The sequence below is a fragment of the Coleofasciculus sp. G2-EDA-02 genome, from assembly GCF_040226375.1.
Classification (GTDB): Bacteria; Cyanobacteriota; Cyanobacteriia; order Cyanobacteriales; family Coleofasciculaceae; genus Coleofasciculus.
The window spans coordinates 1-20607 of sequence record NZ_JAVKEW010000087.1; the positions used below are offsets into that span (position 1 = coordinate 1).

Below are 20607 nucleotides of genomic sequence, written 5' to 3' on the forward strand. Positions count from 1 at the left end.
TTTGCGGCTATTGCACCAATCCTTTATCTCCCCCAGTGCATAGTTGTAGGCACTGCGGCAAATTTCCATCCACTCAATCAACCGTTTTTCTTGAGTGGCATCTGGGTAGATTCGGTAGCAATAGTTAAATGTCAGCATACCCCTATCATAAGACATTTATCAGAGAGCTGCCTAGCTATAAATGTTAATTTAGGCAACATTGAGTTACCTAAATTAACCTTGGGGAGTCGTGTATCAAGAGCGCTGAATCACAGATTACAGCGTGGGTCTTACGACTCCCCAAACCCCTGCTAAGATAAAAAGTAAGTAGCCCATGGCAGTAGTTGGGCTAACATTGCTTTGTTCTATGCGCCTTTCCACTCTCATCGCTCTAACCCTGAGTACAGCAAGTCTGTGGGGAATGCCAATTGCCCCAATTCATGCTGTTGAGCAAGCCGATGGTACCGTTTCCTTTGAAAAATCACCGCGCTTGATTAATGTGTTCACCACGTTTAACCATGTGGGAGTATGGGGTGCCAAATATTATTTCACCCTGCAACTTCCAGAGAATGCAGGTGAACCCTTGCAGAAAGTGACAATTAGCCAACGGGAAGGAAGCGAAACTATCCGTTTTCGACTTGATGATACTTTAGCATTTACCGGAACCGCTCGAAATAAAGGCGAACAATTGCCGTTGCAATCGGTAAACAGAGATGATGCAACCCAAACGGTTTCTGTTAGTTTTGCCAAACCAATTCCTCCAGGAACCACATTTACTATTGGTCTTCAGCCACAGCATAATCCCTATTGGGGCGGAGTTTATTTATTTGGTGTCACTGCTTTTCCAGCAGGAGAAAAACCCTATGGATTATATCTGGGTGTGGGACGATTGCACTTTTATGAACGAACATCTTGTCGATGGGGATTCTGCTAGATAGGGGGTGATGGGGAGATGAGACAGATAGGGGAGTCATGTTGCAGACGTGATGCCAGAAGCGTCTATCTGTAGGGGCGGGTAATGGGACTAATATTGATTGTTATCCCTAGCTTGGTGGCAAAACCCGCCCCGATCAAATGACGAATAACGAATAACGAATGACATAAGACATAAGACAAATTACCAAGGACTACCAATCATAGTGAACGCACTCCAGTAATAAGGATGTTCAAAGTTTACGTCTCCGAGTCTAACTAATTCTGGCGGTAACGAGATTGATTTATCACCCGCAACCAGTTGACCCCCTTCGAGATAAACTTGTCCCTGCAACATTGCCAGTTGAGTTTGTCGCAGTGCTTCTGCTTTAATTGGGGCTTGTTTGAGGGTTTGATAGAGTTTGCTCATTAATCCTAGAGTTCCCTCATCACTGACATACCATAAACTTCCTACGGCTGATTTTGCACCCGCTTTAACCGCTAATCCAGCAAAACCCAATTCGGCTTCCTCATTCCCCAAAGCGGTGCGACAAGCACTGAGGACTAATAATTCGACGGGGGGATTATTCCAATCTAACTGAGGTAATTGATTGAGTCGCAGCTTCCTATCCCAAAGTTGGATATAAGAATTATTCGGTGCTCCAGATTGGAAATTAGCATGAGTGGCTAAGTGGATAATGCCAAAGGGTTGCTGCTGACGTTGTGATTTTAGATTTTCTAGGGTAAAAGCATCGTTGAGAAAAGATCTGCCCTGCCACAGAGATTGGGTAATTTCTGATAATTCTACGGGAACCGCAGGTAAGGGCTTTTGGTCAGTAAATATTGCAGCACCCATAGCTAAAACTTCCATGTTTTCAATGGGTTTGTAGTTCGGGTTGACTAGGCTTAAACTCGGCATTAAGCCAACACTATATTTCTCAATCAAAAACTGTTGCCCATCGTAAAGAGCCGCCATAGGAATAGAGCGTAAACCGTAATCTACTATAAACGTTACATTTTCGATACCTAGAGCTTGCAGTTCTGCTTCCATGGGAGCAACCAGCCAATCATAGAGTCGTTTTCCGGGCAGCATGTAGCCTTGGCGACTGCGAACATTGGTAACTTCTAACCTAAACTGATCCGCAACCTTGAGAACTTGTTGGCGAGTGATTCCCGTCAGTCGTTTGCGAATGGGTAATCCATTAGAGGTAACGAGTAGTAATTCTACTTGGTCTTCAGGATTGCGGGTTTTGGTAGGATAATTTTGGCTTGAAGATGATGGATTTTCTGCCTGATTAGAACTTTCTTGTGGAACAAAACTGATATAAAGCAATGCTGGTTTAACTCCTGTAGTTTTCTCGATGTTGCCGAGAATATTTCGGCTTTGGGCGAGAGTAACTAAGGGAATATCAGTGGGTAAGCCTAAATAGTCTACAAATTGCCGAGTAAAGTTTTCCTCTGAGGCGTCAACGGATTGGAGGGATGAGTCAGAAGTCCCTGATGATGAGGCTTCGCTGGATGAGTTGTTAGCGGGGGTGGATGAATTGCTATTCCCTTCATTAGATGGGGTTTCAGCGGAGACAGATGGATTACTAGGGGTTTCCCTATGACTAGGATTAGTTGAGTTAATTGGTTGAGTTGTTGGTTCAGAGAGAGTCGTATCGCTGGGATTACTCAGATTATCTTCTGGGTTAATGGAGGTTGTATCCTCAGGATTCTCTAAGTTATCTTCTGGGGGAATGGTATTAGTATCATCTGAGTTATCTTGATTACCTTCTGGGTTAATGGGAGTTCTGGTGTAAGTGATAATTGGGGTTTCTTCTCCAGAAATAGGTTGCTCCGGATCAATGAGTAGATCTTCGTCCCTATCAACAATAACTTGTAGTATGTCTATAATTAGGTTATTTGGCAGAGAAATTAGGGGAGTTGTCCCTGGATTTGTACCGGGGGTTGTCCCTGGATTTATCCCTGGAGCAGTGATAACTGTATTGGGGCTGCTAGTAAATTGACCTTGAGAGCCAGGAGGTTGGGCATTTTGATTGATAGCTCCATGGGTAATGTTACCCCCAGCAACTAAGGTAATACTACCAGAATTACCCGGTCCAAACTCACCTGTATCTATACTACCCGCGAGAATATTACCCCCAGAGGTTAAGTCAATAGAACCTGAATTCCCTTGGCTTTGATCGCTGGTTGAAACATCGCCAATTGTAATATTACCAGACGTCGCCAATAACTCGACAGAACCTGAATCTCCATCACTCTGATCGCTTGTATTAATATTACCGTTGATAGTAATATTGCCAGGAGTCTGCAGTCTGACTAAACCCGCATTACCCAATCCCTGATCGCTAGTGGATATACTGCCCGTCGTAATATCACCAGAAGCCTGCATTATTACAGGACCAGCACCGCCTGAGTTTTGTTGATCTGTATTTGATGTATCGACATTGTTGACATTAATGTTTCCGGGCGATGAAGTGACTCCTGTCGAGGTAAAAGCTGTTTGTCCTGAAATATTAGGAGAATTGGTTAATGAGTTCAATCCCGCCCGCAATATTAAAGCTGGAAAACTGGTCAAAATTGCAATATCAGGATCAGAACCGACTAAAGACGTATCAGGTCCGGTAATTTTGATATTGTCACCAGTAATACTGCCCGTAGACTCTATTTTAAGGGCTACACCCGTATAATTACCGAATGTGACATCACCATTGGAACTAATAATCGGATCAAAATAACTAAAAAAGTTACCGGGATTACCTGCTAAATTCAGAATCGAAAAACTTCCCCCACTGGTAAAATGAGCATCGCCAGAAATATCTCCATCGCTGACTAAGCTGAGATTACCGCCACTTTGAAAAGGGGTTTGGGGATGATTTAATGCCAAAATATCGACGGTATTATTCCCTTGAATATAAATATTTCCCCCAGCTTGGGCAAGGAAGGGATTCGTCGCACTATCTCGCACGCGCACCGTATCTTGTGCCAATAAATTTAAGTCACCTGTGGTTTGTAACTGACTCTCAACCAAGGTTAAGTTATGCTGTGCAGATAAGGTTGCTGTCTGAGAAATCACGTTTTTAGCAACGATATCCCCATTTTCAATCGGCATACCCGACGCTGAAAGTGCTACCGTTCCATTGCTATTCACTTCAAGTTCTGGAACCTCAACGGAACCAGTCAACAATTGCGGTAAAGATAGAGGAGTAATCGGTGTATCTTCCGCCGGAACTTCGAGACTCAGCAAATGTCCAGGTTGACTGATGCGGACAGTACTTTCACCAGGGACTGTGGTAATGGTAATCTGTCCATTTGGGGCTTCAAGGTTCCCTGTACTCACCACTGTACCACCAATTAAGCTTAAGTCTTTGCCAACATTCAAATTACCCCCATTAACAATCGCCCCAGGGTGGGAAGTATTGAACGTGAAAGCGTTTGGCTGACCGACAAGAGAGGTATAATCATTAGACGCGATCGCACTAAACCAATTCTCCCCAAACCCAATCCCCGTCGCCGTCGTCGCCGTAAAGGATGCAGGTACATCTAACCGCGCATTTTGACCAAACACAATCCCAGCCGGATTAATCAAGAACAGATTAGAATTGCCCCCTGTTACCTGAATCAACCCGTTAATCAGTGAAGCATTTCCCCCCGTCACACGGGATAAAATATTCTGGATAGTGGGATTCGTTATAAAATTAGCCGTCTGGTTTGCGTTTAAATCAAATTCACTAAAACTGTGAAAAACATTAGCACTATCTCCAGAGGTTTGACCGCCAGTAATATTAAATTGGTCACCACTAGAGTTGACTTGAGTATTCGTTCCATCATTCGCTGGCACAACGGATTGTGCTTTAACTCCAGTGGGGGAAAAAGCCACAACTAATATCCCCAGTAAAAGGTTATTTATACTACTGTTTTCTGTTAGCCACTTCAATAGTTTAATAACTTGCCATCCATGCTTTGTCAACCACACAGCTATTTTCCTCTGATTCATGGGTTGCAGCCTGATAACTTAAGGCTAGATTGAGTCAATTCAACCTTGACTTACATTTGAACAACCTTCACCGAATTTTCTTTGCTTTTAGAGAACAAAACGATAAAAAAGGGTAGAGGTTATCGGGGTATCGAATGGAAACCCTTGAATTGACTGAATTAATTTCAGTTTTTACAGCTCTTTCTCACACCGTTGCTAATGAATTCACTTAATCCTTCAAGAGTTATGAGTTCTTTCCGGATACCTTTTCACTGCCAGGAAATATTCTGCCAATTTTCATCAGTGAGTTTACCTAAGCTATTAAGCTGAGAATTGTTAGATGCAGAAATCCAACATCAAGTAGCTTTATTAATTCCCCGACTATCTAAACAACAATGTTTTTTTGATTATAACATTTTCCTAGCCAAGTTCATGAACTTTATCAAAATTTAATTTAAATCGGCTCAATATTTTATTTTTGTAAAATGTATAGGATTTTTGGTCAGTGCAACACAGATTATGTGTAGGAGCGCCCCGATGTGTGCCATAAATTTCATTTAGGCAATCTATAATTGCTACTGTTTCAATTGAATCAGGTCAAAATTATTCGGGAACAAGCTTATTTGAGTGCCTCAACCTGCCCCTAGATAAGAACCTGTGACCTTTATACTCCATTCTTTGGCTTACCAGGGACTACCAATCATTGTGAAAGCACTCCAGTAGTAAGGATGTTCAAAAGTTTGGTCTCTTAACTGGGCAAGTTCTGGTGGCAAAGACATCATTTCCTCAGTTGTAATCAGTTCTCCATCTTTTGTATAAACTTGCCCTTTGAGCATGGCTAATTGAGCTTGGCGTATGGCTTCTGCTTTAATCGGAGCTTGTTTGAGCTGCTGATAAAATTCAGTCATCAATCCCAAGGTTCCTTCATCACTCACATACCACAAACTACCCATCGCCGACTTAACCCCCGCTTTAACTGCCAACCCAGCAAAGCCTAATTCAGCTTCCTCATTTCCCAACGCCGTGCGACAAGCACTTAGAACTAATAGTTCTACCGTTGGGTTGTTTAAGCCTAACTGAGACAGTTCATTCAGTCGCAGTTTACTATCCCAAAATTGGATATAGGAGTTACTCAGTTCTCCTGGCACAAAATTAGCATGGGTTGCCAGATGAATCATGCCAAAGGGCTGACGTTTTTGCTGTTCTTTTAGGTTCTCTAGTGTAAACGCTTCATTGAGGAATGATTTACCTCGCCATATATCTTGGCTGATTTCTGATAACTCCACTGGCACAGCCGGCAATGATTGTTGATCAGTAAATTGTGATGCTCCCATTGCCAGAACTTCCAAATTGGTAACAGGCTGGTAACGAGTATCGGTGAGGCTAATACTTGGCATTAAGCCAACACTGTACTTTTCGATGAGAAACTGTTCACCATCATAAAGTGCTGCCAAAGGAACGGAGCGCAAGTTAGTATCGAGGAGGAAAATGAGATTTTCGATTCCTTGACCTTGGAATTCATCTTCCAACGGCTTCACCAACCAGTTATAGAGTTGCTGTCCCGGCACGACATAACCCTTTTGGCTACGAACATTGGTGACTTGCAAACGAAATTCATTAGCAACTCTCAGGACTTGCTCACGGGTTACTCCTTCTACTTTTTTGCGAATTGGGGTTCCTTGAGCAGTTACCAGCAGTATTTCTAACTGATCTTGAGGACTTGGAGTTGGGAAGGGTAGATTTGTTGCCTCATCAGTAGCAATCGTTTGGGGAGCAAAACCGACATAGATGAGTGCGGGTTTAGCTCCAGTTGATTTTTCAGTATTAGCGAGAATTTCCCGGCTTTCTGCTAGGGTTCTCAGGGAAATATCTCCCGGTAGCTCTAAATATTCCTCGAATTGCCGCGTGAATTTTTCTTCAAACTCAGCCACAGAATTCGTTTGAGTTGAATCTATTGGCGGGTTTTGGTTGGATGGCTCTTGGGTTGTAGTAGATTGGTTGTTGTCTATCTCACCGACAGGATTTGTTTGAGTTGAATTGGCAGAACTGTTTGTGTTGGATGGCTCTTGGGTGGCAGTAGATTGATTGCCGCCAGTTGGGGATTGATTCCCCTCATTAGCAGTCGTTGGGGTACTCGTGCCTGAATCTTCACTATCTGAAACTGTAGTCGGAGTAGCATCTGCATCAACGGTTAAAATATTACCGGGAGTATAGTTTTGATTAGGAAGTATATCCTTTGAAGGGAATTCATCAATTATCGATCTTTGATAGATTAGGACTTGAGGTAAATTTTGCTCTTTTTCATCGTCGATGCCATCATCATCATCGTCGATGTTATCATCCATATCATTATCATCGTCGATGCCATCATCATCATCGTCGATGTTATCATCCATATCATTATCATCATCGTTGTTATTGATAGGCTCAATAATGGTCACACCTAGATTGTCGGCTTCCACAAAACCTGTTTCGGTTGTAGTCTCTCCTGGTGTTGTTAAAGTAATAGCACCCTCACCCACACCTTGATTACCCTGACCTGGATTACCTGTATGAGTAGCATCTATGGTGCCATGGTAGATACTGCCTTGAGCAGACAACGTTACATTTCCAGAATCACCTTGACCCACGGCTGTTGTAGTAATATCGCCAACAGTAAGATTGCTTTGAGCAGATAATACGACGGAACCAGCATCATCTCTGCCAGTAACAGACGTGTCGATATTCCCGACATTGATATCCCCATTTTGGATTGGAATACCATTTTGGGTTGGAATATTAGATCCCACTCGTGTTACTTGTCCATCACTATCCACTTCTAGACCAGGAATTTGACCACTACCTGTCAATAACTGCGGTAAAGTTAGGGGAGTAAGGGGTACAGAAGCCGATGGCTGAACCTCTAAACTCAGCACATTTCCGGGCTGACTAATCCGCAGTATCCTCTCTCCAGGAACAGTGGCAATGGTAATCTCTGCTTCGGGTGCTTCCAAGTTGTCAGTGCTAACTACGGTGCCACCGAATAAGTTTAAGCTTTGTGCCTCTTCTACTTCTAACCCCGCGTTGACAATGGCTCCTGGTGTCTGAGATGTTGAAAAGGCAAAGGCGTTAGGTTCTCCAACTAAAGCCGTATAGTCATTTGACCCGATCGCATTAAACCAATTATCTCCAATGCCAATACCCGTAGCGGTTGTAGCGGTAAAGGATGCGGGAACATTAAGTTGGGCATTTTCACCAAATACAATACCCGCAGGATTCATTAAAAATAGATTAGAATTTCCTCCAGTCACTTGCAGCAACCCATTAATGACGGAAGGGTCGCCACCTGTCACACGAGACAGAATATTTTTGATACTAGGATCAGAAATAAAATTAGCGGTTTGGTTCGCGTCTAAACCAAACTCGCTGAAGCTATGAAAACGGTTTGCGCCATCCCCAGAGGGTTGCCCGCCAGTGATGTCAAACTGATTGCCATTGGATGTGACAACCGTTCCCGTCCCATCTGGCGCTTCAACAACTGATTGAGCTAACCCCCCCGTTGGTAAACCCGCTAGGAGTAACGTCAACAGTAGATACTGGATTCGTTTACCTTTTTTCTTGGTCATGGCGAATAGATTGGCAACCACCAGCCAGTAATTTGTCAATACTGTTATGTTCATCTTGTATGTCATTGGTTGTTGCCTATTTTAGGGTCAGGAGTAATCAGAATTTATGACGGTTTTATCAGCTCTTGGGTTTCCTCATATTTTAGCAATTAATAGATTACTTTTGGTTCTGAATTCTACTTCATCTAAGCTTAATAAAATAGATTTTTTATGAAGCTACAGCCCTAGAATTAAAGTGCGATATCGTTTTTTTAGTCGCCCCTAAAAATATTATAAATAATTATCAGACTTGGGGGACTTTTGAGGCGCATCCCCTTTGGCTGAATTTGTCCCGTGGATATCTTGGCAATTTTCGGATGACTGAACCTTCGCCGCACAAGTTTTCCACTATCCAGGTTGAGTGTTGCTCGTACTCGCTTCTCTCCCAGGCAGAGTTTAGGTCAAAGTGTATTATTTTAATGTATAACAAATTTAGATTGTGCAATAAACAGTGAAAAATTATATACTGGAATATGTTGAAGCATGAAGATTTAGGGCTGATGAAACTAAAAGGGCGGGTCACGGCTTATCTACCGGAAGAAATCCAGAGAGCCTTAGAACAGTGGGCAGAGGAAGAAAGTCGGTCACTGAGTAGCCTAGCGACCTATTTGTTAACTCAGGCTGTCAAAGAGCGTCAACAACAACAAAACCAATCGAATTAGTGAAGCCGGCGCGAAAAAAGCCGACAGGTTGGGCAGTTTTGTTTTGTGGCGGTAGTTTATGGTCGCGGTGAGTTCTGAAAGTTCAAAATTTGACATCCTCACCGTCCTTGTAGGACGGTGATTCCCTACCAGTCAAACAGTGTTAACTGATTGTACTCTCGATGGGGTCAAAGTTTTGGATAACCATCTATCAGCCAATTGACGTAAAAGATTAAGAAGTTTTGCTGAGGCTAGAACCCATCCTCAGAAGACACAATAGCATGTAGGGACAAATCAGAACCTGAATGGTTTAGGGCTTGGGTATGATGTTTGAGGAACTAGCACGCGATCTCAAACATGATGCACAAGCCCTCTCTCTGTTTACTGATTAGGCTGAGGCTAGGCGGGCTAGTTCGACTGGACTGGCTGGTTAAACTCTAGCAGGGATTGAGTTCCAGGGAAATAGGTTGCCCAAAACGAAACAATAGGACGTCGTTTCCAGTTCTGACGACTCACTTGTAGCAACAAAATGGGGGCGATCGCGTTATTATGTTGCCCAACAATCGTCACGGCGACATCAGTGACCAAAATATCGCCATCGAAACTGCGTTGTGCGGCGGCTCGAGCAACGGCTTCAGCGCGGCGGAGAAAGTTGGCGTAAGTTTCCTCTGGCTGACTGTTCAGAGGCACTTCCACTCGCGCTGTGTAAGCACAAGCCATCTCAGGAGCGATCGCGGCTGTCATCAGCCAACTGATACTGGTACAACCGAACAACACCCATAAACCGAGGGGCGCAATTTGTTTTCGGGCAATTGACTGGATCATTGGGGTAGACGAGGAGTTGAATGAAACAGAAATTTTAACAGCACAAGCTTGATCAGATAACCGCTAAAAAATATCTATGCAAAACGGGGGCACTTATCCTGGGAGCGGGTTCAACATCAAAAGTGATATGGATTTCCCACTCCGTTAAACTTTTCTGGATGAATCGATAGGTTAAGGCTTGTCGGTTATACCAAGCTGTTGCCAATAAGTCTGTCCCATGTTTGGGTAATCGAATCGTCCATTGGATGTATTTTCCATATCGCTTTTCTAGGCCATAAGGAACTCGAATATGAAGGAACTTCCCAATTAGATCCAACTGGCAAATCTGATTCCCGTAAGATTCGTCTTTGGAACCAATCATCTCCACGGTATATTTATTGCCCAGATTTACGTGAACAGGAGCGGTTTTGCTCTGGGCGATTTTTTGCCTCAACTTGTGGGTGTACCGTTTCTTTTGATGAAGTTTAACTTGGGCTTGCCTGAACAGAGTTAAATGATGAGCGCACCGCATGGGGCAAGCGTCTGGGTATTTGGGTTTGAGGGACTTTGGCACTTTCTTCTTTTTCCCTCGGTTTACCTGTTCTACCGCTTGCAGATAATAGGAGTGCGCTTTAATTTTTTTTTCTAAATTCTTAATAACTTCCGTTGCGTGTTTGAGTTTGCCCTGAAGTTCCTCTAGATGATTGCTACGGCATTCTTTGACCGACTTAACTGCGCCTTCAACATAGGCAATAATACTGTTCGCTTGTCGCTTGTTGATGTTGTGGTTTTGCTGTAGTTGAGTATTAAGCTTTGACTTACTGGGAGGCTTTTGCTCTAAAAGTAGCTTTAGGCACTCAATCTTAGCATCATAGCCGAGTGTCGCCGCGTCATTCAAAAACGCCACCGCCCAAGGGTTGGTTGTTGTAGTGACATAAGTGCGGGATTCGCCTTGGGTCATGACAGGAGTAAAACCTATTATTTGTGTATCTTACAGAGATTTATCCGAGGAGTCAACAGCTTCACCCCTATCGACAACCACCGACCCATAGATTTTTCAGCCAAAACCTCCCTTGTCGATTATCGGTAAATCTAGGTATTTGCGCGACTGCTGCAAACCCTGCAAAGGCAGATTTTGATTAAATCTTCCCGTTGGAGACGATTTGAGGGTTATCCTGGCGCAAGGGTAAGGGAAGTAATAGAATGATTGTGTCCAAAACGTCTTGATCAAGACTGAAACATTAGTCATACAAGACGATAGCAAACCTGACCAAGTTCCCGCCGCCAACGTCGAAAACCCTCTCCCCATGGCAAATTACGCTTGTGTTGCAATTGGCATCAATCGCTATCAGTTTTTACCGCCCTTGAACTATGGACAGGCGGATGCTCAAGCCTTGTGGCAGTTTCTGGTGCAGCAAGCGGAGGGGTCATCCCAGGATTATTTATTACTAACCGATCATTCACCCCTGATTGATCGCCAATCCACCTATCCCACTCAGGACAATATTTGGCGCTGGCTGGACGCGATTCGCCAACCCTCCCCGACGAACGGCAAAAATTCCTCGTCGAGGGGTTGGCGGTGGTTCTTTTTCAGTGGCTATGGTGTCTGTTGGCAACAAACCGATTACCTGATGCCCATTGATGGGAATCCACAGGATATTCCTCGGACTGGGATATCAATGCGATCGCTCCTGAGTTCTCTTCAGCCTCAAGGGGATGAAAACTTGCTGGTTCTGCTGGATATTAACCGATCGCCTGGACTGCAAGCCGGTAAACCTGTTGGTGCCCAAACTGTGGAATTAGCCCGTCAGATGGGAATTACCCTGATCCTCTCGAGTCAACTGGGGCAATTTTCCCATGAAGCGACGGCGTTGCGGAATGGTTTGTTTACCACCGCGTTACTGGAAGCTCTGGGCTACTATCAAAGGGATCTAACCCTGGCAAACTTAGAGCAGTATTTACGCGATCGCTTACCGGAGTTAAGTCAACACCACTGGCGACCTATACAGACGCCTTTAATGATCATCCCTTCAGAGGCAACCCGAAAACAGCTCATTTTGCCCCTCTCCCTGTCCGCTTCAGCCGAACAGAAAACGGCGACAACCATTGCCTCAACATTAACATCGGGTGACCCGACAAATGGCAAGTCAGCCTATGGGGAATCCTCTACTAATAATGGCGCAACAGTCCCTGTCTCCAAGTATGCCGTTGCCATACCGGACAAAAAACCGACCAACTCGTTAATACCCACGGGTTTTGATGAACATCCCCAGTCAATAAAAGCTTTGGTTAAAGCGCCTGATTCAGCTTCACAGGACGATAAGCCAGACAATCAATGGAAACAATGGCTGCTGCGAGTGGGTGGACTAATACTGGTTTTGGTACTGATGCTAGTCACTCTCAGGATTCTCAACCGCCAAACTGGGACAAGTCCCCAGCTCATCGAGTCTGTACCAGAAACCCAACCCAACGCCGATGAAGAGACTGTCGGTTCAGTGGGTCAAACTCCCGTCGCCTCACCAGAACCTACCCCTTCGCCGCTTCCCCCCTCACCCGTGGAAAATCAGGCTATCGCACCGACTTCTGAGGTTAAGCCCAGGGAACAGCCCCTAGACTCACCCTCGCCCTCTGATCCAGAATCCATGCAAGCAAATCAACGAATTTTGGCACAAGCCAAAGGCACAATCCAACCCAATCAAGCCTCACTCTTCAGTCAAGCGATCGCCCAAGCCCAGAAAATTCAACCCGATGAACCCCTTTACCAGGAGGCGCAACAGGATATCCAGCGCTGGAGTCTGGTGATTCTCGATTTAGCCGAAGGACGTGCCAAACAAGGGAATTTTGCTTCTGCGATCGCGGCGGCAAAATTAGTTCCTTCTACCTATCCCTCGATTTATAATCAGGCGCAGTCGGCGGTTAAAACCTGGCAGACTCAAGCCCAACAGCAGCAGCAAAACCAAGCGCTTATTCAAACCGCTAAACAGCAACTGCGACAAAATCAAGCCTCTTCTTATAATCGCGCGATTAATACCTTGCGTCAAATTCCCGTCGGTCAACCGGGTTATGCTCAAGCGCAACAGTTAATTAACCAATGGAGTCGCCAGATTTATTTAATCGCCAATTCCCGCGCATGGCGGGGTCAGTTGTCACTGGCTAGACAAACTGCCGCCTTAGTTCCGCCGGGGACTCCATCATACCAAGCCGCGCAGCAGGCGATCGCACGGTGGCAGAATCGTCAACCGTAAGCTCTTCCCTTCTTCTCCCTATCACTAATCACAACTCTGATAGACGTACACTTTGGTGTTTTGTCGGGGTACTAGTTACTTGTATGTGTAAAGGTTTTGAGAGAAGCCGCCGCCTCTTCGGGTTTTCCTGAGGCTGGAAAGACTAAAATACTCTTAATTTTGGGGTTGTTAACCAGTTCTTTTAAGCGAGAAAACTGCTGATCAGAAATAGCAACTCCCGCATAGTTTTCGGCATAATTTAACTCCTCCTTAAAATTGTCGTCATTATAAACTTGAATAAAAACCCGATCAACATTCCAATTTTCCCAGTCTGCCGCAAAATAACGTTTACCCCAATACGGATTATGATGGCAAATATCGAAACTAACATTTGGGTTAGCTTGCTTCATATCCGCGATCATTTGCTGTACAAAAGTAGTCAAATGAATCGTGCGATCAACTTTTCCGGGTAAGTCGGCATGATAACCCAAGTAATCATCCCACTGAACCGCATCAATAGTGGGATACTTTTGCACAAACTCGACTAATATATTTTTGAAAAAACTCCCGACTTCTGGGAGTTCCACATCCAGTAAGTAGTGATCAATGCCGGGATAGGTTTTATCCACTCCAGGCACAATCCATCGTTTGGAAATTGCTGTGTCAAAAATCGGACTATTTTTATCGAGTTTAATCCCCTTCTCAAAATAGGCGTGAACTTGCATTCCCTGCTTGTGTGCCTCATCAATTAACCAGTCTAACCATTGCTCTTGGAATTTATTGGGACAACTTTTGTATCCGAAGGTTTGCTGCATGACCTCACTGTTATACATCGTACAACCATTGCCCCACACGCCATGAATAATTGTATTGATGCCTTGAGCGCGATAATACCGAACTCGTTCGCGAATCATTTTTTCGCTAGCATTATTCGTGGCTTGATATCGACTTAAATAAATTCCCCGAATTTCTTTTTTCTGCCAAGGCGTTTGAGGTGATGGTGATGGATTTGGGGGTAGGGGTAATGGTGAAACTTGGGGACTGGTTGTCGGTGTCTGAGTGGGAGTAACTGACGCCACGGGAGAATTAACAATCGGTGCGTTGGGGATAGGCGCAGGAGGTAATGGCGGCGGAGTGGGTTGTTGATTATTAACCGCCGTGGGTTGTTGATTCGTTAGTGGATTATTTGGCAAAAATTGGCTAATCGCGACGAGATCGAGATGCCTAAAGCCCCAATAACCTACTCCTAACAAAACGAGGATTAATGAAATGGGTATCGAAGTACATCCACATCCCTTGTTTTCTTTTTTAGATGACATGGTAACATTAGTTATTGTTTAATCATGACATGGCTTGGAGAAAGAGATTCCCGTTGCAGTTGGCTTAGGGGTGTGAGTCGCAACTGACAGAAATCCCTTCCCCCTACCCCTAGCTTAACCCACGGCTGAGTTGGCTGATTCCGGTTGCGATCGCGTCTTTGTTGACCCTAATTCTATTGTGTCCCCTTTTTCGCGATCGCGTCTAACTTAAAAATCTCTTTTTTGGGGCATAGAAAAATCGGATTAAAATCAGGTTTGGCATCACTCAAGGTCAGGTTAAGCTAAAAATAGGGTGAGGAATATCGGAAAAAATCTGCTTCTCGTACAGATTCGGTGAATTAGAGGTTACCGAATTTCTGTGAGCAACAATTGCCACTCGATAACCAAAGATTTAGGAATGATTAAGGAAAGGGGTTGTCCACCTTTGAGGGGTATGGAAAGAGTCAGAGATTCATCAGCTTGTAATTTGGCAAAGACATCGGTAAAATCATACTGACCAACATTAGGTGCAGGTGCGGCTTGGGCAAAGACATCGGCGGCGGTGAGAAGTTTACCGTCTGCTGTGGTGATTTCCAGGAATTGGGGATGGGTAAACTCAGCCATACCTGGAAAGCCAACTAACCGCAGGTTTAGGCGCGTTGTCTGACCTGGTATTATTGTTTTAAACAGCACAACCTGCCAAGTTCTTCCTGATTCATCTTTCAACGACTCCTGAGAGTGATAGCGCATAATTCCCGGCGCGTCTTGGTGTTGTCGAAGTACAGCGGCGGCTGGCGGAGTTATGAACGTGGCTTGGAGCAGGAGTAATACCAGCAAGAATCTACCAAGCGCTAGAAGTTGGGAAAAGCATTGTTGAATAGGATAAACCATAAGTGCTAGAGATAAAGCCAACTCAAAGAAGTTTGAACATTGTTAAATTGTGCCATAGGAGAAAATCATCATGACCGGTCAAATTCCCAGCCAATCATCCTTTTCATTGCAACTGCGCGATCGCATCGAATATCCTGAAGGGGGTGTACTGAGTAAAGTTATTCATAAAGATGACAAATGTGACCACACGTTGTTCTGTCTAGCTGCTGACACGAGTATTTCTGAACATACGTCACCTCGTAACGCTACAATTAATGTGATTGAAGGAAAGGGTATCTTTACTTTGGAGGGTAAGGAGATTCCATTAGAACCGGGCGTTTTTATTTCAATGCAGGCTAATGCTCCCCACGCTTTAAAGGCTGAACAAAATCTGGCGTTTTTGTTAACGCTATGGAAAAATAATTGACCAAAATAACCACATAGTATTAGAGGTAAAGTAATGGATCGACAATTTAAACATGCAATGCTGCCTGTGCCCTCTCATGATGAGTTAGCCCGCCAAAACTTCGTTCTATGATTGGGAAACAGCAAACAACAATGAACCATTCTGGAGTGCCATGCGCGATTTAGATTTAAGCAAGGTGGTGACTCAGGCAGGTTTTGATGCAGATAACGTGATTCAAACCTTTGTCCCGAATGGTGCATGGAAAACTAAACTAGCAACTCACCAGTCTCAAGGTACAAATATGAGTAATCGAGGAACTTGGTTTATTGTGGCGGCGAGCAAATAATTAAGGGAATAAGGATGGTGAGAAAAGCCAAAGGAAAACGACCTATTTATTTTAATCACCCAGAACTGGACAAATTGTTCGCCATCGTCATGGCACTAGTGGGTGAAGTGTCTGTTTTACGGGAACGTCTCGACACGATAGAGCGTTTAGTTGAAACGAAAGGTATTTTATCAATTGCAGAACTTGAAACCTATCAGCCTGATGAAAAAGCAGATCAAGAGCGGGAAAAGTGGCGGGCGGAGTATATTGCCAGAATATTGCGAACTATAACGGATGACACTTAATTCGGCGTCATAAAATCATTTTATTTCCCGATTGTAGAGACATTTTAGGCAATGTCTCTACAAGATTTTTATAACCATCCTCGCAGCCAATAAACGGCTGTACCAATATATTCCTTGATCGCGCGGGTAGTCTTATCTAAATTTTGAGTATCTGGCAAACCATTCAACAAAGTAGCTGCTAGACTACTATTCGGTTCATTCAATTCTTGTTGAGTGACCAAAAAATCCGTCGGTGCTGGAATCGCCTCAATCCCCTGACGCAGAAAAATCCGTAGGGCGCGGGGCATGTGCATAGCGGAGGTAACTAATAGTACCTTTTGTATTCCTTCCTCCTGTAAAATTTGCCGCACATTGATAGCATTTTGGTGGGTGTTAAGTGACGCAGGATCTTGTAAAATAGCTGAGGGAGGAACGCCGATCATTTCTAAGATTACAGCCATATCTGCTGATTCCGGAGAACCCCCACCTCGCCACTCAATCCGCCCCCCAGAAGCAATAACTAAAGGCGCTTTCCCTTCCTGATAAAGCTGCGCCCCATAAAAAACGCGATCGCCTGCTTCATTTAAATCCGGTGCAGGGCGCGGCGGAAAAGCCGATCGAGTTGCCCCCCCCAAAACCACGATTGCCTCCGCCTGGGGTAATTCGTTAGGGGGGATATGCTGCCACTCTAGGGATTGAACCATGCTATTGGCAACCCAACCGTTACTGGTGACTAACAAGATAATCAATCCTAAGGCGATAGGTATGGGAACCCAACGGGGACGTTTCCAGGACAAGACTAACGCCACAACCATCAGTACGCAAGCGACTCCTAATGGATATACAAATAGGGGGAGTAGCTTGGAGAAAAATAGAAACATACAGCAGGAAATTAAAAATACAGAATTCAGATTTTATCAAGCCCTTGTGGTAAAGTTAAGAATGTAGCAATTAAGCCCTCTACTCTATAAAGCGGCTCACTAACCTCAAAAACAATGCAACAATAACAGTAACCTAGACTTATTCTGAAGTGGAATGCTTCGCCCCGGCGACGCCGATATCTTAAATTTTCTTGAACAAATCCAGCTGGCTCGAAACGTCACCGCTGGTCTACGCTGCTATCGTCTGCGAACGATGTGCTTACATTTTGGACGGTGGCTGAAACTAGATAAAACCCAACTGCGCCAGCTTGTTTTCCTAAGTTACTGTCATGGCTTAGGAAAACTCAGCATTCCTGACTCGATTTTACTCAATCCCGGTTCGTTAAGTGAACAGGATTGGGTAAAAATTCGCGAGTATCCAGAAGTGTCTGCTTTAGTCTGCAAGCAACTTCCTGTGTTAAGAGAATTCGTCCCTCTAGTGCTATCTCATCAAGAACGACTCAATGGCACCGGCTATCCCAAAGGACTCGAGGGCGATGAAATTCCGTTTATTGTCCAAGTTTTCCAGCTTGTCAATATCGCTGATGCTATTATCAGTAAGCGACTCCATCGTACCCGGAATGAACCCCCAAGCGATCGCCCCTACTGGATGCAAGCCATAGAAGAGATTACCAAGGAGATGGAAGTCGGCGCACGAGATCCCAACTTATGTGAGAAGTTTTTCCGGTTTCTGGAGCTGTTCTACCAAGGCGGCGGGTGACGGGAAGCTGGGGGATCTGGGGGAGCAGGGGAAGATGAGGATGTAGAGACGTGCCATGGCACGTCTGGGAGCTGGGAAGAGTTATGACAGTTGTAGGGGCGGGTTTTACTACTATCCTTTCTGACCTCACCCTGATGTGCCTAAACCCGCCCCAACTGAGTTTTGAGCGCGAAAACGCTTGGACAAATGACAAACAACAAATGTGGCAACAGATTTCGCCAGAGGTTGTAACAAATGACAAATGACAAATGACCAATAAGTTATGGTAGAGGTTAAACTGGCACGATATACGGATGGTTGCCAATGAAAAAGTTTTTGTTACTGTGTTTGTTTGTCATTGGGCTAGGTTTTGCCCTTCTCAACTTTAAAGGGTTGGCAAATCAAGGGGAATTTGGCTCAATTGTGCTGGATTTCCGGGAAGATATTCCCGCCACAGAGATTAGCGCCGAGGTGGATGCGATCGCACAAAAATACGGTGTGACCCCACGACTCAATAGCGAATTCTCTGACGTTGACAATATTTACATTTTGGAGGGCGATAAACAACTCCTGCGTCAGCTCAAACGCTCAGAACTGGCAAAGGACACGGAATATATTGAACCAAACTACATCTACAGTACGTTTTTTGTTCCCAACGACCCCAACTATAGCCAGCAATGGAATCTCCGCAGCATTAATGTGGAAGCCGCATGGGATGAAACGCGGGGAAGTGGGATTACAGTCGCGGTGATTGATACCGGGATTAGTCAAGTTCGTGATCTCAAAGATACCAAACTCGTCGAAGGATACGACTTCGTAAACGATAGAGTTGACGCCTTCGATGATAATGGTCACGGGACTCACGTTGCCGGTACCATTGCCCAATCCACCAATAATAGTTACGGGGTTGCTGGCGTGGCGTATGAAGCCAGTCTCATGCCATTAAAAGTATTAAGTGCGGGTGGCGGTGGAACGATTTCCGATATCGCCGAAGCGATTAAATTCGCCGCCGATAATGGCGCGGATGTGATCAATATGAGCTTGGGCGGTGGCGGTGAAAGTAAACTCATGCAAGAAGCCATCGACTATGCCTATAACAAAGGCGTCGCGATTATCGCCGCAGCAGGGAATGCCAACCAAAATTCCGCCTCCTATCCTGCCCGTTATCCCCATGTTCTGGGTGTTGCCGCTGTGGATTCCGCTGGCGTAAAAGCCCCCTATTCCAACTACGGTGCAGGGGTTGACATTTCTGCCCCTGGTGGTAGTGAAGCGGGTAAAATTGTCCAACAAACCATTAATCCCAAAACCAAAACTGCCATGTTTTCCGGCTTTCAGGGAACCAGTATGGCAGCCCCCCACGTTGCTGGGGTAGCGGCTTTGGTAAAAGCCAGTGGAATCAATAATCCTGATGAAATATTCAGCGTTCTCCAACAATCCAGCCGCCGGGTTGAAGATGACCCCCTCAACCACTTTGGCGCTGGACAATTAGATGCCGCCGGTGCGGTGAAATTAGCGACGAAGGGACAAATTACCTTCCGCGATTTCTTCCGTTGGTTGCGCGATAACGGTTATCTGAATCTGCGGTTCTGGATTGATGGCGGTGCGGTTGCGCTATTGCCGAAAGTTCTCATGGTTCTGGGTTCCTACCTCTTGGCGTGGTTCTTACGGACTTATTTGTCCTTTGGCTGGAGTTTGACCACGGGGTTAGTAGCTGGAAGTTCAGGATTATTCTTCCTGCGCGGCTTCTATATCTTTGACTTACCCCAGTGGCCCCTACGAGTCATGGGCAGTTCGATTCCGGAACTGGGTACAGCGATTCAAGGCAGTGGGTTATTAAATCCCATTTTTGCCAGCGTGCTGATTCCCTTTATATTAGTGGCACTGTTCCTGGGACATCCCCAATGGAAATGGGTGGCGATTGGTTCAGCCTTGGGTGTTGCCAGTTGTTTGGCGGTGAGTGCGGTAATGTCTCCCAGTCTTCTGTGGCTAGGAAGTGGCATTGGGGCGCGTCTATTTTTAATGGCAAATGCTCTCCTGTGCTTTGGACTTGCCTATTTTGCCTCTAAAGAAGAAGGGAGATTTGCATGAGCATTAATGTAACAGGCAAAATCGAACACAAGGATATTGGCATGGGGGCTTGGGCTTTAGTTGCCGATTCTGGAGAAACCTATGAACTTCAGGATGCCCCCGATGAGTTACAGCAACCGAACTTGAACGTGAAGGTGAAAGGAGAAGTGCGAGAAGATGTAATGACCACAGCAATGATTGGTCCTGTCCTCGAAGTAAAGTCCTTTGAAGTGATAGATTAAACTAAAAATCTAGGCTCTCCCGTAATTGATGTGATACCTAAAAACTTATCACATTAATTACGGGAGAGTTGCTTTTTGGGGGATATAGCAGTAGACACATCGATTAGGACTTTCGGCACCATTGTAGAGACGCTTCAAAAGCGCGTCTCTACATAAATGATGTGTCCTAACAGCTATGGCGGTTGCTATAACTGACACAGCCAAGTTTCCAAGAATAATCAGGTTTGCTTATCACCCTAGGTACGGGAGAGCCATTTAGTTTGGTGGGGACTCAGCCTTACAGATATCAGGGTTGAAAAACAAGGGGCTGGT

The 20607-nt window shown here is 45.0% G+C and carries 18 protein-coding genes; 10 read left to right on the forward strand and 8 right to left on the reverse strand.

Annotated features, from left to right (window positions below):
- Positions 1-138, reverse strand: a 138-nt coding sequence (locus tag RLO19_RS09280) for a helix-turn-helix domain-containing protein (protein WP_446355852.1), incomplete at its 3' end; no start/stop codon positions are given.
- 175 nt (positions 139-313) lie between these two features.
- Here RLO19_RS09280 and RLO19_RS09285 point away from each other — a divergent pair.
- Positions 314-913, forward strand: coding sequence for a DUF2808 domain-containing protein (locus RLO19_RS09285; protein WP_446355780.1), 600 nt, complete (start codon positions 314-316; stop codon positions 911-913).
- 183 nt (positions 914-1096) lie between these two features.
- On the opposite strand, the gene RLO19_RS09290 is transcribed toward RLO19_RS09285, so the two are convergent.
- Positions 1097-4870, reverse strand: a complete 3774-nt coding sequence (locus RLO19_RS09290; protein WP_446355782.1) for a CHAT domain-containing protein — start codon at positions 4868-4870, stop codon at positions 1097-1099.
- 683 nt (positions 4871-5553) lie between these two features.
- Positions 5554-8541 (reverse strand): CHAT domain-containing protein, encoded by a 2988-nt coding sequence (locus tag RLO19_RS09295; protein WP_446355784.1) that lies wholly within the window; start codon positions 8539-8541, stop codon positions 5554-5556.
- 446 nt (positions 8542-8987) lie between these two features.
- Between RLO19_RS09295 and RLO19_RS09300 the strand changes: the two genes are divergently transcribed.
- Positions 8988-9176, forward strand: a complete 189-nt coding sequence (locus RLO19_RS09300; RefSeq protein WP_446355785.1) for a ribbon-helix-helix domain-containing protein — start codon at positions 8988-8990, stop codon at positions 9174-9176.
- 387 nt (positions 9177-9563) lie between these two features.
- Here RLO19_RS09300 and RLO19_RS09305 read toward each other — a convergent pair whose 3' ends face one another.
- Together RLO19_RS09305 and RLO19_RS09310 are read right to left on the reverse strand one after the other, a co-directional pair.
- Positions 9564-9980, reverse strand: coding sequence for a hypothetical protein (locus RLO19_RS09305; RefSeq protein ID WP_446336794.1), 417 nt, complete (start codon positions 9978-9980; stop codon positions 9564-9566).
- Positions 9981-10032: 52 nt separating this feature from the next.
- Positions 10033-10920, reverse strand: a complete 888-nt coding sequence (locus RLO19_RS09310; protein ID WP_446355787.1) for a hypothetical protein — start codon at positions 10918-10920, stop codon at positions 10033-10035.
- 262 nt (positions 10921-11182) lie between these two features.
- Here RLO19_RS09310 and RLO19_RS09315 point away from each other — a divergent pair, with 262 nt between their 5' ends.
- Positions 11183-13204, forward strand: a complete 2022-nt coding sequence (locus tag RLO19_RS09315) for a caspase family protein (protein ID WP_446355789.1) — start codon at positions 11183-11185, stop codon at positions 13202-13204.
- 71 nt (positions 13205-13275) lie between these two features.
- Here RLO19_RS09315 and RLO19_RS09320 read toward each other — a convergent pair whose 3' ends face one another.
- Positions 13276-14502, reverse strand: a complete 1227-nt coding sequence (locus RLO19_RS09320; protein ID WP_446355791.1) for a family 10 glycosylhydrolase — start codon at positions 14500-14502, stop codon at positions 13276-13278.
- 345 nt (positions 14503-14847) lie between these two features.
- The gene (locus RLO19_RS09325; protein ID WP_446355792.1) at positions 14848-15372 is read right to left on the reverse strand and encodes a DUF3122 domain-containing protein; all 525 of its coding nucleotides are present in this window, start codon (positions 15370-15372) and stop codon (positions 14848-14850) included.
- A gap of 70 nt (positions 15373-15442) precedes the next feature.
- Here RLO19_RS09325 and RLO19_RS09330 point away from each other — a divergent pair, with 70 nt between their 5' ends.
- From RLO19_RS09330 to RLO19_RS09340, 3 genes are all read left to right on the forward strand, one after another.
- Complete coding sequence (locus tag RLO19_RS09330) at positions 15443-15778, forward strand: cupin domain-containing protein (protein WP_446355794.1); 336 nt, start codon at positions 15443-15445, stop codon at positions 15776-15778.
- 151 nt (positions 15779-15929) lie between these two features.
- Complete coding sequence (locus RLO19_RS09335) at positions 15930-16103, forward strand: hypothetical protein (RefSeq protein ID WP_446355795.1); 174 nt, start codon at positions 15930-15932, stop codon at positions 16101-16103.
- 14 nt (positions 16104-16117) lie between these two features.
- On the forward strand, positions 16118-16387 hold the full coding sequence (locus tag RLO19_RS09340) for a hypothetical protein (protein ID WP_446355797.1): 270 nt from the start codon (positions 16118-16120) through the stop codon (positions 16385-16387).
- A gap of 68 nt (positions 16388-16455) precedes the next feature.
- Here RLO19_RS09340 and RLO19_RS09345 read toward each other — a convergent pair whose 3' ends face one another.
- On the reverse strand, positions 16456-17247 hold the full coding sequence (locus RLO19_RS09345) for a YdcF family protein (RefSeq protein WP_446355799.1): 792 nt from the start codon (positions 17245-17247) through the stop codon (positions 16456-16458).
- 154 nt (positions 17248-17401) lie between these two features.
- On the opposite strand from RLO19_RS09345, the gene RLO19_RS09350 reads away from it, so the two are divergent.
- The 4 genes from RLO19_RS09350 to RLO19_RS09365 all read left to right on the forward strand — a co-directional run bounded on the left by RLO19_RS09350 (position 17402) and on the right by RLO19_RS09365 (position 20295).
- On the forward strand, positions 17402-18007 hold the full coding sequence (locus RLO19_RS09350; RefSeq protein ID WP_446336803.1) for an HD-GYP domain-containing protein: 606 nt from the start codon (positions 17402-17404) through the stop codon (positions 18005-18007).
- An 83-nt stretch (positions 18008-18090) separates the two neighbouring features.
- On the forward strand, positions 18091-18252 hold the full coding sequence (locus RLO19_RS09355; RefSeq protein WP_446355801.1) for a hypothetical protein: 162 nt from the start codon (positions 18091-18093) through the stop codon (positions 18250-18252).
- Between the two features lie 58 nt (positions 18253-18310).
- Positions 18311-20074, forward strand: coding sequence for a S8 family peptidase (locus RLO19_RS09360; protein ID WP_446355803.1), 1764 nt, complete (start codon positions 18311-18313; stop codon positions 20072-20074).
- On the forward strand, positions 20071-20295 hold the full coding sequence (locus tag RLO19_RS09365) for a hypothetical protein (protein ID WP_446355805.1): 225 nt from the start codon (positions 20071-20073) through the stop codon (positions 20293-20295). Before RLO19_RS09360 ends, RLO19_RS09365 begins: the two co-directional genes overlap by 4 nt.
- Positions 20296-20607 lie beyond the last annotated feature (312 nt).